A 12209-nucleotide genomic window follows, 5' to 3' on the forward strand; every position below is an offset into this window, starting at 1 on the left:
TTGCCGTCGTCCGATGGGGACCCGCGCAACCCCGCGCAAGCCACGTCCTGACCAGCGCAACCGTGCGCAGCGCTCGCCATCTGGCTCGTCGGCCGGCAGCCCGCTTGCCTGGTTGCAGGGAGTTCCCGGGTGGCGGCAGAGCTCAGTGTCCCGCCCCGGTTGACGGAGGTGGAGATGGGCAGCGATAGGCAACCGAGCAAGGGTGAACAGGCTGAGGCGGCCGAGCAGGAGGCTGCCAAGCAGCGCATTCTGGCTCAGGCCGAGGCGGAGCGCGTACCCGTGGACGACACGACCCGTGCGGTCCCGGACCGGCGGTGGCGGCGTGAGCAGCGATGACCTCCCCATCGGACGACGGGTCGCCGGCTGGCGGGTGCGGCGCTCGATGACCCAGCAGATGCTGGCCGATCGCCTGCGCAGGTCGAAGAGCTGGGTCGACAAGATCGAGCGCGGCGTGCGCCCCCTGGACCGGTACTCGGTCATCCAGGAACTGTCCCGCGTCCTGCGAGTCGACCCGGAGGTGCTGCTCGGCCAGCCGCCCAGCACCCCGAGCAGCACTCCGCCTGGAGTGGACGACATCCGGGCCGCGCTCGCCCGCTACGACATCCCGCAAGCTCCACCGCAGACCGATGAGCTGAGACGGCAGGTCGGGCACGCCTGGTTGTCGTACCAGCACGCGCACTACCCGGAGCTGCTGCGCGTGGTGCCGGGTCTGCTCGACGCCGCTCAGGGCGCGCGGTCGGCGGAACTGCTCGTGCAGGCTTACCGGATCACCTCGTCGCTGCTGGTGAAGCTCGGCGAGGCCGACCTCGCCTGGCTGGCCGCTGACCGGGCGATGGGCGCCGCTGCAGACGACCCGGCGCTCGCGACGTCGGCGGCCGTGTCGGTGGGCCAGGCGCTGCGCGCGTCGGGCCGTAACCGCCTTGCCCTGACCGCGACACTTACCGCAGCCACCCGCATTCTCCCGCCCACCACCGACCCGGCCACATCTCGCTCGGGTGATCATGAGGTTGACGGGCCGTATAGAGATCAAAGCTCCCGCCAACTCCATGATCACCGGGGCGGGGGCTGCGGGCGGTCGGCGGGGGAGTGGGCCGTGGGCGGCACGCTGCTGGTCCAGGCCGCGCTCGCTGCCGCCGGTTGCGGCGAGCACCGCCGCGCCGCCGCGCTGACCGACCGGGCCGCGGGCGTCGCCACAAACCTTCGGGGGTACGACGATCAGCATCGCACCAGCTTCGGCCCGGTCGCTGTCGAGCTGGTACGGGTACTGCTGGCGGCCGCGCGGGACAACTCGATGGAGGCGCTGCGACGGCACTCGATCGTGGTGCGGCGGGAGGGCTGGCGATGGTTGCCGGCCGAGTATCGGGGCGCGTACCTGCTCGACGCCGCGCGGGTGTACGTGCACGCCGGAGACCTGCGTGGGGCGGCACGGGCGTTGGTCGACGCGGACAGTGTCGCGCCGGCCGAGGTTCGGGGGCGGCCTCTGGCGCGTACCCTCATCGCCGATTGTGCGCGGGCGCGGCCGGTGCCGGCCGGCGTGGCGCGACTGGCGACGCTGGTCGGCCTCACCTGCTGAACGCCTGATCGGCCTCAAGATCCGCGCAACATCAGGGAAACTGCTGTCTCCCGCGCGCCCGAGGCAGCAGTTTCCGCGAAGTAGTGCGGGCACCGCGACATGCCGACGATCAGCCAGCATCGGCAAGCGTCGTGCCCACCCCGCAACCCCTTGCGTGGCACGGATAACCTCTCGGCCATGGCTGAACGCCGCAATCCCACTGGTGTCTCGGCGCTACGGGCTTCACTGACGGCAATCATGTGCGGAATCCTGGTGACCGGTCTCGGCGTCACCATCGTTTGGGATCATCGAGGTTGGCCGGGGGAGGTCTGCACCACCGCCACGCTGATCAGCACATCTGAGACGCCACCGCGCGCGAGTCGCCATGGCACGTACTACGAATTCCAGTACGCCGTACCCGATGGACGGCAAGTGCTCCGCACGGAGCTGGTCACCCGCAGCGGCTCCCCCAACCGCGACGGTGACTCCCTCACGGTCCTGTACTCGCCGGATGCCCCGGAGCGGGGCCGGCTGTGGGTGTCCCGAGACGGGGCGGAGTATCTGGTCGCGCTCGGCGGGATAGCGCTCGCGTTCGTCGGGCTCTGGGGCGTCATCCACGAGCTTCGCAAACGGCGTCGCCGACGGCGCGACGGCGCGTCGCTCAGCGCGCTGGCGACCCGGGGTTGACGACCGACTGGACCGGATGACGGCCTGGTTGGGGTGCCGCCTCCCATCCGGGCCCGATCCAGCCGGTGCCGGACGTCAGGGCGTGGCTGGCTGGGGTGCGGGTGTGAACGGGCTCAGGAGAAGGGCGGTGAGGCGTCGCTGGGCGTCCTCGTCACCGGTGAGGCGCAACGCGCCCGACTCCACTGCCGCCGGGAGGGTGATCTCGGAGCCGCAGACGGCCCGGAGGGTGTCGATGTCGGTGGTGAGTGTCGCGTCGGGGTCGGGGACCGTGCCGCGCCGGATCTGCACCGCGTCCTCGGCGACCTCGGCGAGGATCGTGTCGGCGTCGATGTGGAACGCGTAGGTGCCGGCGAGTTCCGGGGCTCGCGCCGGGTCGAAGGACGCCTTGACGCTGAGCAGCAGCGAGTCGACGCCCAGGGCGCCCTCGGGCATCTGCGGTGACTGGCTGCCCCAGCGCCCGAACTGCAGGAGGATGGGCTCCAGGGCGCGGCCCCATTCGGTCAGCTCGTAGAGGTGGACCCGCGTCGGCGGCCCGAGGTCCCGCCGTTGCACGACGCCCTGCTCGGTCAGTTGGCGTAGCCGCTGGCTCAGCACGTTGGGGCTCACGCCGGGCAGGCCGCCGAGCAGGTCGTTGAAACGCCTGGGGCCGAGCAGCAGGTCGCGGACCACCAGCAGTGCCCACCGCTCCCCGATGACGTCCAGTCCACGCGCGACACCGCACGGATCCCCATAGCTACGCACGCCGCTCATGACCGTCAGCCTACCTCGATCCTAATTTAGGAGTTGAACTTGTTCTCTAGGAGTTGACCCTCTACGTTGACACTCATGAGCCTGCCGAACGTCGAGGCGGCGAACCTGCCGCAAGGTGATCTGAAGCTGCTGGACACGGCCCTGGCGCAGCGCCTGCTCGGCGCGCCCGTGGCACGCCTCGCCTACACCAGCCGAGACCTGACGCCGCGACTGATCCCGGTGAACTTCCTGTGGACCGGCGACGAACTGGTCGTCGGCGCGTTCGCCGGCACCTACAAGATCCGTGACCTGCGCGCCCGGCCGGACGTGGCCATCTGCATCGACACGGCGGACGGGCTTCCGGAGGTGCTCATGCTGCGCGGGAAGGTCACCCTGACGGAGGTCGACGGCGTCCTACCCGAGTACGCCACCATCCAGCGCGCCGGGATGGGCGACGAGGCGGGCGCCGCCTACCTGGCGGCGATCGACACGCCGGGCCTGCGGATGGTCCGGATCGGCCTGCGCCCCACCTGGGTCGGACTCGTCGATTTCCAGCAGCGGTTCCCGAGCCGGACGCCGGAGCCCGTCCGGGCCGCGCTCAGCGGCGGTCGCTGAGCCCGCACCATCACAAAGGACGAGGTATGCGCAAGATAGTCGTGTCGATGTGGACCACGCTCGACGGGTTCGTCGCCGGTCCGGACGACGAGATGGACTGGCTGCTGTTCGGCGAGCACCTTCAGCGGTACGAGCGGAGCCTGGTGGACAACGCCGGCAGCCTGCTGCTGGGCCGGGTCACCCACGCCGACTTCGCCAGCTACTGGCCGCTGGCCGCGCAGAACCCCGACGAACCGGACGAGGTCCGCGGATATGCCCAGCGCGTCGACGCGCTGGAGAAGATCGTCGTCTCCGCCTCCGGCAACACCGCAACCTGGAACAACACCCGGAGACTGGCCTCCATCGACCCCGACGAGATCGCCGAGCTCAAGCGCGGGTCCGGCGGGGACATCGTGGTCTACGGCAGCCTCAGCGTGATCCGGTCCCTCGCCGATCTCCGGCTCATCGACGAGATCCATCTTCTCGTGCACCCGCTGTACCTCCGCCAGGGCAAGGCGCTGTTCGACAGCGGTCAGCCGCCCGTACGACTGGAGCTGGTGTCCGCCGAACCCTTCGCCTCCGGGGTCGTCCTGATGACGTACCGACCGACGGGTGCCGTCGCCACGTCTTGATCGCCCGGTGGCGACGCGGCCGGCGGTATCCCCGACCGTGGCTGCCGCAACGTCGGGGAGCTTGCGCGAGTCTTGGGGTCGGCGAGGCGCCCGCGTACGTGGTCTCCTGTATGGACGGGCCGTGCGGCCGTCGACACCGGGGGAGGTGCGGTGCAGTGGGCAGATGGTTCAACCGCAGCCGTAAACGCGACGACGAGCCACCGCGCGAACCGGAGTCGACTGTCCCGGTCATCGAGATCACTCTCAACCATGACGGCCGCTCGATCACCGAGACGATCGGCGGTCCGACGGCCTTCGGGTTGCAGTACCACGCCTTCCACGACCAGTACGGCGCGACCGACCCGCGGACGTTGGCGGCGGGCACCCGGTACGCGCAGGAGTTGATGCGCACCAACGACATCGCCGAGGCCGTGGCCGTCTATCAGCAGATCGTCGGGTTGCGCAGTTCGGCGCTCGGGCCGGAGCATCCCGACACCCTGCGCAGCAAGCACAGCCTGGCCTTCGCGCTCTGGCAGCTCGGCGCGCACGCCGAGGCGGAACCGGTGCAACGGGACGTCTACGAGGCACGCCGCCGGGTGCTGGGCGACGACGACGCCGAGACGTTGCGCAGCGGCAACAACCTCGGCTGGTTGCTGATCGAGTTGCGTCGGATGGACGAGGCCGAGCCGCTGCTGCGGCGGGTCGCCGACGGTATGGCGCGGACGCTGGGCAGGAACGACGCGGACACCCTGGCCTGCCAGATGAAACTGGCCGGCCTGCAACACCTGCGGGGCGACAGCCAGCCGGCCGAACGGGCCCTGCGGGACGTGGTCCGGCGGATGACCAGGACGTTGGGGCCTACCAGCCCGGTGACGCTCCAGGCGCGCAGCAACCTGCTGGTCGTCCTGCTCGACGCCGGCCGGGCGGCCGAGGCGATCGACCCGGCCCGGGCGCTCGCCGACGACGCGGGGCGCGCGCTCAGCACCACCGACGGGGTGTCTCTGCATGCCCGGCACTCCCTGGCCAGGGCACTCGCCGGGGCGGGGCGGCCGGCCGAGGCGATCCGGTTGCTGGCCGACACGCTGCCGGACAGTGAGCGGGGCCGGGGCGTCGACCATCCCGGAACCCTGGAGATGCGGACGCTCTTCGCCCAACTGCTCATCGAGGCGGGTGACCGGCGGGCGGGCAGTGTGGCGCGCGCCGCGCTGGCCGGGTGCGAACGCGTGCACGGCCCGGGTCATCCCGACACGGAGAAGGCCCGCGCGCTGGTCCGGCGTACCCGCTGATCTCAGCCTCCGGTGTGGACGTGCGCGGCCCACAGCGTCGGTGCCAGGGGGTAGCGGTCCCGCAGCCCGCGCACGGCCGAGTGCAGCGCGTACGCCGCTGACCCGGTCGCGTCGCCGTGCGCGTAGAAGGCGGCGGTCAGGGCGAGGGAGATCGCGTCGTCGACCTCCCACAGGGTGCCGATGACGTGCCGGAACCCGGCGAGTTGGAAGGCGCCGGTGATGTGCAGCGCCTCGTCGACGAGGGTCGGCGGGGCCTGGGCGGTCGCGCAGGCGGACAGGAAGGCGAATTCCGCGTCCAGGTCTAGCCGGGACACGTCGGCCACGGTGAGCGGATTCTCCTGGTGGTCGTGCACGAGCAGCCGGCCCTGCGCCGGGTCCTGCGGATCGGCCACGGCGTGGCACGCGAAGTGCGCGTAGGCCGAGTCGGCCAACCGGTCCAGGACCTCGTCGCGGTTGGCCGCCGCGTCCAGCCCGGTCCACGCTCCCGGCAGCGCCCGCGCCGCCGACGCGGCCTCACGTTCGGCGCTGGGCAGCGCGCCCAGACCGCCGGGGGTGGCGCGCATCGCCACCACGCAGGACCGGGCATCGGGCCGGGACTGGCGCGCCCCGGTGCGTTTGCGGGCGAGCGCGGTCACCGTCGGGGTGTAGGAGGAGACCACCCGGTCGAGCGCGGAACGGCCGGCGTCGGCCTGCGCGGCGTGCAGGGGAAAGAACGCCAGCGGGCCGACCGGGCACCACCAGACGCGCGGCAGCTCGCCGCCCGCCCCGGGCGCGCCGATCGCGTCCAGCACCGGCCCGACCAGGGAAGACCACAACCATTCGAGTACGCCGCCGAGCGCCGACTGGGCGCGCAGGCGGCTCCGCGCGTCCGCCGCCGGATCGGACGCCGTGGTGGTGGCCTCCTGGAGCAGCCGCAACTGCGTCACCGCGTCGCTCAGCGACAGATCCGGCAGCGGCAGTACCGTCACGCGGTGGTCCCGCAGGATGAGCGCGTCGCAGCGCAGCTCACTCGCGATCGGCACGATCACGGTGCCGTCGACCTGGTCGAGCAATTGTCGCGCGCTGGGCGGGCGCAGAAAATCACCCAGGCCGGGCAGCTCCCGGATCGTCGCCAGCAGCACGTTCCACTCGGTCTCCCGGTCCCGGCCGAAGGTGGTGGGGCGGGAGGACTCGGGGGCGGGCGCCTCGAAGTCCCGGCGCATCCGCTGGAAGTCGGCCGCCAGCCGCCCGTCGGCGCGTTGCAGCGCCGCCCACTCGCCGTCCGCCGTCAACCGCTGGTGCAGCAGCAGACCCCGGCCACGTTCCAGCAGCTCCAAGGCCCGCTCCGGCTGCCCCGCGCCGATCGCGCAGGAGGCGGCGGTCGCCGCCAACCCGGCCGTCGAGCCGAGGTCGGCGTACTGGTCGTGCCGGGTACGCCCCCGCGAGGCCAGCCGGGGCAGCAGCGTGATGGCCTCGTCGAAGGCGTCCGCCGCCTCCTGCCACCGGTCCAGCGCGGTCAGCGTGTAGGCCGCCTTGTCGAACGCCTGGATCCGGACCGGCACGGCACCGGACTCGATCCGGCCGGCGGCGAGCGCCCGCTCGGCGGCCTCGGTGAGCAGGGCGGGTTCGCCGGTACGCAGGTACGTCGCCCGCAACGCCTGGGCGATGGACAGCCCGGTCTCGACCCGCTGCGGATCACGCGCCGGCAGGGCGTCCAGCGCCTGGCGCAGCAGGACGAGCGACTCCTGGAGGTAGGCGGGCTCCCCGGTGGCGTCGTAGAGCAACCGCAGGCTGTAGCCCAACTGGTCCAGGTACAACGCGTGGTTGGCCTCCCCGCGTACGGACAGCGCGAGCGCCCGGCGTAGCAGGCCTATCGCGATCTCCAGGGCGGAGACGTCGCCCGTGAGCTGGTGCGTCTTCATGCCGACGGAGGACAGGCTCGCGAGGGCCCTGCGATGGTGTGGATGGCGCTCTCCGACGGTGCTCAGCGCGCCGGCGAACTCCTCCCAGGCCTGGCCGAGCAGTTCGGCACGGCCGGTGCGGTCAACCAGGGTGAGCAGCGTCTGCCCGAGCAGGAAACGCGCGTCGATGCTCTGCGAACCGTGCTCCCGCAGCACCGCGACGGCCCGTTCGACATCAGCGGTGTGGGTGGTCCCGGCCGCCCTGGCCAGCAGGCACCGGGCTCGCAGCATGACGATCTGGTCCTGGTTGGGCCCCGTGGTGTCCACCGACGACAGCAGATCCAGCGCCTCGTCGACGTAGTCCTCGACACCGGTGAGCTGGTAGGCGCGCAACAGCGCTTCCGCGTGGACGCCCCGCAACGCGGGTCGGTGCTCCTCGCTGATCCAGTTCTCGGCCATGTTGGCGATGGCCGTGAGCCGGTAGAGCGTGTCAACCGAGCCGTCGAAGTCGTGCCGGACCCGATAGACCTGGCACTTCTTGAGCATCAGCACCGCGCTGTTGCCCAGGTCGGCCGAGGCGTCCTCCGCGAACTGCAGATACTGCTCGGCGACGTCCAGGAGTTGCGGCTCACTCTCGACCCGGGCCCTGGCCAACAGCACATCGGTGTACGTGACAAGCGCGCGGACGCCGTGCGTCGTACCCAGTTCCTCGGCCAGGAAGGAGTCGGCCATCGCGCGGATCGCGGCCTCCAGCACGACGGTGGCCTCGATCAGGTCCTGCCGCGCCCGGTCCGCGTGGTAGCGGTCGAGCAGCGCGGCCCCCAGCTCCACCTGGGCCTCGGCCCAGCGTCGGTCGCCGCGCCGCTGGCCGGCCGCGACACGACGCCAGTCGTTCACGGTGTCCCTTGCGTTGCGACCCACCGGCGTACCTCCCCGTCGCGGTTGCTCCCCAGCCTGCCAGCCGTACGCCACGTCGACAGGAGATAATCAGCCGATGAGCCAATCGGCGCCGGACCGGCGACTCGACGACGACCGGGCGGCTCGACTGGCCCGGATCTGCGCGGACATCGCGCAGGTGGGCGACCTGCTCGGGCCGGAACCGGCCCGAGCCCTGACGCGGCTGCGGGATCGGTCACTGTCCGACCAGGGCGTGGACGCGGTGCTCGCCGAGGTGACCGAGTTGATGCGCGTCGGTGGCCTGGTCGGGGGTGACACCACCGTCCGGGGCGATCGTTACCTGCCGTTGGCCGGCATCCACGGCCGCCGCCCGGAAGTGGTCCAGGTGTGCCCCGCCGACCTGTGCGACCGGGTCGAGATCCCCCGGCCGGACGCCGGCCCCTCGCCGCACTGCGCCGTGTGGGACTGCCCACTGCCGACGTTCCGGATGGACCGGTGAACGCGCTCATCGCCTCGCTCGGCGGAAAGCTGGCAGAGCGGTGGCTCGCCGGCCTGGCGCTGCCCGGTGTGGTGTTCGTGGCGGTGGTCGCCGCGGCGCTGCGGCTGCGACACGCCCACTGGTGGGACCTGGAGCTGCTGCGGCAGGAGGTGGACCGTCTCGCCCTCGGGTCGCCGACGCGCAGCACCGGGTCCGCGCTGCTGATCGTCCTCGGTGTCGTGCTGGGCGGTGTCGTCGCCGCGATGGCCGCCCAGAGTCTGGAACGCCTGGTCATGGTCCTGTGGACGCAGGACTGGGGCCGGGCCGGCGATGCCGTGACCCGCCGACGGCGGCGCCGGTGGAACGCCGCCATGGACCGGTACGAGAACGCTTTGCGGGACAAGGCACGCCGGTTGCGGTCGCCCGCCGACGCCACCGGACCGCTGCCGGATACCCAGGCGCTCGCCCGCGCCTGCGACCGGATCGCGTTGACCGAGCCGGACCGCCCGACGTGGATCGGTGACCGGATGCAGGCCACGGCGGTACGGGTGCGGGCCTGCTACGGCCTGGACCTGGCCGCCGCCTGGCCCCGGCTGTGGCTGCTACTGCCCGAGGAGACCCGGGGACCGCTCGCCCTCGCGCAGGCCGACTTCGCCGCCGCCGCCCGACGGGTGGGCTGGGGGCTGTTGTATCTGGCGCTCGGCCTGCTGTGGTGGCCCGCGGCGGTCGTCGGCCTGGGCCTGTGCGTGGTGGGCTGGCGACAGGGCCGCAGCACGGTGTCCGTGCTGGCCGACCTGGTGGAGGCGGTGGTCGACCTGCACGTACGCACCCTCGGCGCCGCGCTGGGCCATCCCACCGACGGCCCCTTCGGCACGGCCGACGGCGAGGCGGTGACCCTCCTGCTGCGCAAGGACCGGTGAATTTCGGGTCACGTGCAGTGCGCCGCGACGAACGTCACGCGACGACCCAGACCTCGCGACGACAGCGGTCCTCTCGGTAGTCCAGCGGCTCAGCGTGTCGAACGCGGATAGTGTCGCGCCGGCTGAGGTTCGGGGGCGGCCTCTGGCGCGTACCCTCATCGCCGATCGTGCCTGCGCGCAGCCGGCGCAGGCCGGCGTGGCGCGGCTGGCGACGCTGGTCGGGCTTACCCGTTGACGCTTACGACCAGCGGGCACACTCGGCGACCAGGCGTGGGTCGGTGCGTACCCAGACCTCGCCTCCGGCGGCCTCGGCCGGGGTGTCGACCCGTTCAAGACCGAGGAATTCGATCAGCGGGAGCAGAGTCGCCCGTTCGGCCCGGTCGTCGTCGACGTCGTGCCCGTCGAAGAAGACGTAGTACCTGTCGCTGGGGTCGACGTAGCCCGAGTCGGCCCAGATCCGGGCGACCTCTTCGAGCGCCGCCGCCTCCGTCGTGATCGTGGCGGCGCGGGTGGCCCCGCGGTCCTCTGGTGCCGTGTCGAGGTCGGCGAGGTCGGCGAACCACTGGCCGAAGTGGTCGAGGCCGCGATAGCCGTTCTCGAAGAACAGCATCGCGCTCGGAAGGTAGCGGTTGGGCCGATCGACCCGCAGGTGTGCCGACCGGGGTGGGTCCGCATCCTCGATTCGGGAGATCACCCCCAGGTGGGGCCTGAGCACCAGAGTCTGCCGCGCCGGCTCGTCCCTGATCGTGTACGTGGCGGACTCGCGGCCCCGGTAGAACGCGGAGAAAGCCACGTAGGCCTCCTGCGGGTCGCCCACCGAGACCTGGTGCGTGGTGCCGTCACCGGCGGTGAAGACGAACTGCTTCGGTCCGGGGCGGTAGGGGCGGGCCATGTACGTCCTTCGGTCACGGGCGAGCGGCCCGTCAGCGTATCGGGGGTCGGGTTTCCGCGAACGTGAGATCCGGGCATGTATCCCGACACTGCGGGAAGGGGAGAGACAGCGATGTTGGTAACCGGTTATCTCGGCGCGGTGCTCATCGGCGCACTCGTCGGCCTGCTCGGCCGGCTCATCCTGCCGGGCAGGCAACGCATCGGCATCTTCGCCACATTCGTTCTCGGCGTCGGTTCGGCGGTGCTGGGCACCGTGGTCGCCCGGGCTCTGCACGTCGACGACGACGCCGGCGTGAAGGTGTGGGTGCTGCGCTGGGACTGGATCGTGCTCGCGATCCAGGTCGGCCTCGCGATCGTCGCCGTGGCGCTGGCGAACATGCTGACCTTCACCCGGCTTGCCGGCGGCGACGAAACCCCTCGTCGGCGGGTCCGTCGCCGCAAGGCCAAGAGCGAGTCGTGATCGGCGACCGTGCAAGCTGCCCCGAACACGGCAGGTGCACGCCAGGTTCATCCAGCGGGCGCGTGGCGCTCCGACGCCGCGACCGGTGGCAGGTGGCGGGCGAGTTCGCTACGCAGGACGCCGGTTCCGGGCCGAACCAGACCGACGTGGACCGTGTAGATCGGCTGATCGCCGCGGATCCGTGGACGAAGGCTCGTGGCGGGCGGTGCGTCCGCTCCCGGGCGCAGGGTCACCTGGAGGACGGCGAACGGGCCCGGACGGCGAATCGTCGCCGACTGGATCGTCTCCCACGGCAGGAGGACCGATCGCCCCTTCTCGACGAGGCCCAGTGCCGAGCCGGTGACATCGACCGATGACCAGGACTTCCGGTGGAACAGAACCGTGAAAGCGCCGAAGCCGACGGCGTAGATGACACCTGTGACAGCGATGTTCGTGTAGTCGGTCGCCATCCGCCCAGCGACGAGTGCCAGCACAGCCTGGACGAGAACCCAGGCCGGTAGGCCCAGCAGCAGCATGAACACGAACATGAGGCGGGCCGACGTGCGGAATGTCGTCCGGTCGTTATCGTCCATGATGGTCCCTCCGTCGACCGTGCCGTCGACTGTAGGACAGCTCCCGCGGCAGCGCCCGTCCGTCACGGCGCGAAGGGACCACTCGCCCGAGTGGTCCCTTCGCTGGTCGTCGAGGAGTGGCTAGACTTCAGGTTGGCACTTCACCTGCGCTCCGCTGCGGCGGGCGCAGCCTCGGGAGGGTGTTGCAGCACCCTCTCGAGGGGCCGTCCCGTCGGGACGGCGGCTATTCGCAGAAGACCCGCACGGTGGCATCGGGGGAGTCCACCTCCACGGTCACGTCGTCGAGGTGCTCGACGAGCGCCTCCAACTGCTCGGGCTTGAGCTGCGTCAGGTCGATCGGCACACCCGAGTCGCTGAGCGAGGCGTTGGCCTTGACCAGGGCCTGCGGCGGCACCAGCGCCGCCAGCCGCACGCCGGCCCGCAGCAGTTGCAGCGGCACCCGCACGTTGACCCGCGACGGCTCGCCGTTGTCGGTGGCGTCCACCACCACCCGCAGGTACTTCACCTTCCCCTTCGGCCGGGCGTCGGGACCTGCCACCGCCGGTGCCTGGTCCCGTTCGAGGGCGGCGATGAGCTGCTCCGCCTCCTCCGCAGTGATCTTGCCGGCGGCAAGCATGTCGAGGATGTCCTTGCGTTGTTCGGTCATGCGAAC

Annotated in this window: 14 protein-coding genes; 9 read left to right on the forward strand and 5 right to left on the reverse strand. The window is 71.5% G+C overall.

The window, feature by feature from the left end:
- Positions 1-129: 129 nt before the first annotated feature.
- The 3 genes from ABZ272_RS25170 to ABZ272_RS25180 all read left to right on the forward strand — a co-directional run bounded on the left by ABZ272_RS25170 (position 130) and on the right by ABZ272_RS25180 (position 2239).
- Positions 130-336: a hypothetical protein gene (locus ABZ272_RS25170; protein WP_355052377.1), complete on the forward strand. Its 207-nt coding sequence runs from the start codon at positions 130-132 to the stop codon at positions 334-336.
- Positions 323-1573 carry a helix-turn-helix transcriptional regulator gene (locus ABZ272_RS25175; RefSeq protein WP_355052378.1) on the forward strand — a complete coding sequence of 417 codons (1251 nt, stop codon included), beginning with the start codon at positions 323-325 and terminating at the stop codon, positions 1571-1573. Before ABZ272_RS25170 ends, ABZ272_RS25175 begins: the two co-directional genes overlap by 14 nt.
- A 237-nt stretch (positions 1574-1810) precedes the next feature.
- Positions 1811-2239: a DUF3592 domain-containing protein gene (locus ABZ272_RS25180; RefSeq protein WP_355052473.1), complete on the forward strand. Its 429-nt coding sequence runs from the start codon at positions 1811-1813 to the stop codon at positions 2237-2239.
- A 75-nt stretch (positions 2240-2314) separates the two neighbouring features.
- On the opposite strand, the gene ABZ272_RS25185 is transcribed toward ABZ272_RS25180, so the two are convergent.
- A complete protein-coding gene (locus ABZ272_RS25185) occupies positions 2315-2989 on the reverse strand; it encodes a winged helix-turn-helix transcriptional regulator (protein ID WP_355052379.1) in 675 nt (224 codons plus the stop codon).
- Positions 2990-3064: 75 nt separating this feature from the next.
- On the opposite strand from ABZ272_RS25185, the gene ABZ272_RS25190 reads away from it, so the two are divergent.
- The 3 genes from ABZ272_RS25190 to ABZ272_RS25200 all read left to right on the forward strand — a co-directional run bounded on the left by ABZ272_RS25190 (position 3065) and on the right by ABZ272_RS25200 (position 5459).
- Entirely contained in the window at positions 3065-3583 is a 519-nt protein-coding gene (locus ABZ272_RS25190; protein WP_355052380.1) for a pyridoxamine 5'-phosphate oxidase family protein, read from the forward strand.
- A 26-nt stretch (positions 3584-3609) separates the two neighbouring features.
- A complete protein-coding gene (locus ABZ272_RS25195; RefSeq protein WP_355052381.1) occupies positions 3610-4194 on the forward strand; it encodes a dihydrofolate reductase family protein in 585 nt (194 codons plus the stop codon).
- A gap of 155 nt (positions 4195-4349) precedes the next feature.
- Positions 4350-5459, forward strand: a complete 1110-nt coding sequence (locus tag ABZ272_RS25200) for a tetratricopeptide repeat protein (RefSeq protein ID WP_355052382.1) — start codon at positions 4350-4352, stop codon at positions 5457-5459.
- A 2-nt stretch (positions 5460-5461) separates the two neighbouring features.
- On the opposite strand, the gene ABZ272_RS25205 is transcribed toward ABZ272_RS25200, so the two are convergent.
- Positions 5462-8260, reverse strand: coding sequence for a CHAT domain-containing protein (locus ABZ272_RS25205; protein ID WP_355052383.1), 2799 nt, complete (start codon positions 8258-8260; stop codon positions 5462-5464).
- A gap of 73 nt (positions 8261-8333) precedes the next feature.
- Between ABZ272_RS25205 and ABZ272_RS25210 the strand changes: the two genes are divergently transcribed.
- Both ABZ272_RS25210 and ABZ272_RS25215 read left to right on the forward strand, forming a co-directional pair.
- The gene (locus ABZ272_RS25210; RefSeq protein WP_355052384.1) at positions 8334-8735 is read left to right on the forward strand and encodes a hypothetical protein; all 402 of its coding nucleotides are present in this window, start codon (positions 8334-8336) and stop codon (positions 8733-8735) included.
- Positions 8732-9634 carry a hypothetical protein gene (locus tag ABZ272_RS25215; protein WP_355052385.1) on the forward strand — a complete coding sequence of 301 codons (903 nt, stop codon included), beginning with the start codon at positions 8732-8734 and terminating at the stop codon, positions 9632-9634. Before ABZ272_RS25210 ends, ABZ272_RS25215 begins: the two co-directional genes overlap by 4 nt.
- A gap of 238 nt (positions 9635-9872) precedes the next feature.
- Here ABZ272_RS25215 and ABZ272_RS25220 read toward each other — a convergent pair whose 3' ends face one another.
- Positions 9873-10526, reverse strand: a complete 654-nt coding sequence (locus tag ABZ272_RS25220; protein WP_355052386.1) for a hypothetical protein — start codon at positions 10524-10526, stop codon at positions 9873-9875.
- A 111-nt stretch (positions 10527-10637) separates the two neighbouring features.
- Between ABZ272_RS25220 and ABZ272_RS25225 the strand changes: the two genes are divergently transcribed.
- Entirely contained in the window at positions 10638-10985 is a 348-nt protein-coding gene (locus tag ABZ272_RS25225; RefSeq protein WP_355052387.1) for a GlsB/YeaQ/YmgE family stress response membrane protein, read from the forward strand.
- 47 nt (positions 10986-11032) lie between these two features.
- On the opposite strand, the gene ABZ272_RS25230 is transcribed toward ABZ272_RS25225, so the two are convergent.
- Together ABZ272_RS25230 and ABZ272_RS25235 are read right to left on the reverse strand one after the other, a co-directional pair.
- Positions 11033-11500, reverse strand: a complete 468-nt coding sequence (locus tag ABZ272_RS25230) for a hypothetical protein (RefSeq protein WP_355052388.1) — start codon at positions 11498-11500, stop codon at positions 11033-11035.
- A 280-nt stretch (positions 11501-11780) separates the two neighbouring features.
- Complete coding sequence (locus ABZ272_RS25235; protein ID WP_355052389.1) at positions 11781-12203, reverse strand: hypothetical protein; 423 nt, start codon at positions 12201-12203, stop codon at positions 11781-11783.
- Between the last annotated feature and the right edge of the window lie 6 nt (positions 12204-12209).

Source organism: Micromonospora sp. NPDC005979 (assembly GCF_040614415.1).
In the GTDB taxonomy this organism is placed as follows: domain Bacteria; phylum Actinomycetota; class Actinomycetes; order Mycobacteriales; family Micromonosporaceae; genus Micromonospora.

Coding starts and splice junctions, on each gene's coding strand:
- ABZ272_RS25180 (WP_355052473.1), top strand. CDS start 1,811: ATGTGCGGAATCCTGGTGACCGGTCTCGGCGTCACCATCGTTTGGGAT.
- ABZ272_RS25220 (WP_355052386.1), bottom strand. CDS start 10,526: ATGGCCCGCCCCTACCGCCCCGGACCGAAGCAGTTCGTCTTCACCGCC.
- ABZ272_RS25190 (WP_355052380.1), top strand. CDS start 3,065: ATGAGCCTGCCGAACGTCGAGGCGGCGAACCTGCCGCAAGGTGATCTG.
- ABZ272_RS25210 (WP_355052384.1), top strand. CDS start 8,334: ATGAGCCAATCGGCGCCGGACCGGCGACTCGACGACGACCGGGCGGCT.
- ABZ272_RS25235 (WP_355052389.1), bottom strand. CDS start 12,203: ATGACCGAACAACGCAAGGACATCCTCGACATGCTTGCCGCCGGCAAG.
- ABZ272_RS25185 (WP_355052379.1), bottom strand. CDS start 2,989: ATGAGCGGCGTGCGTAGCTATGGGGATCCGTGCGGTGTCGCGCGTGGA.
- ABZ272_RS25195 (WP_355052381.1), top strand. CDS start 3,610: ATGCGCAAGATAGTCGTGTCGATGTGGACCACGCTCGACGGGTTCGTC.
- ABZ272_RS25230 (WP_355052388.1), bottom strand. CDS start 11,500: ATGCTGCTGCTGGGCCTACCGGCCTGGGTTCTCGTCCAGGCTGTGCTG.
- ABZ272_RS25225 (WP_355052387.1), top strand. CDS start 10,638: ATGTTGGTAACCGGTTATCTCGGCGCGGTGCTCATCGGCGCACTCGTC.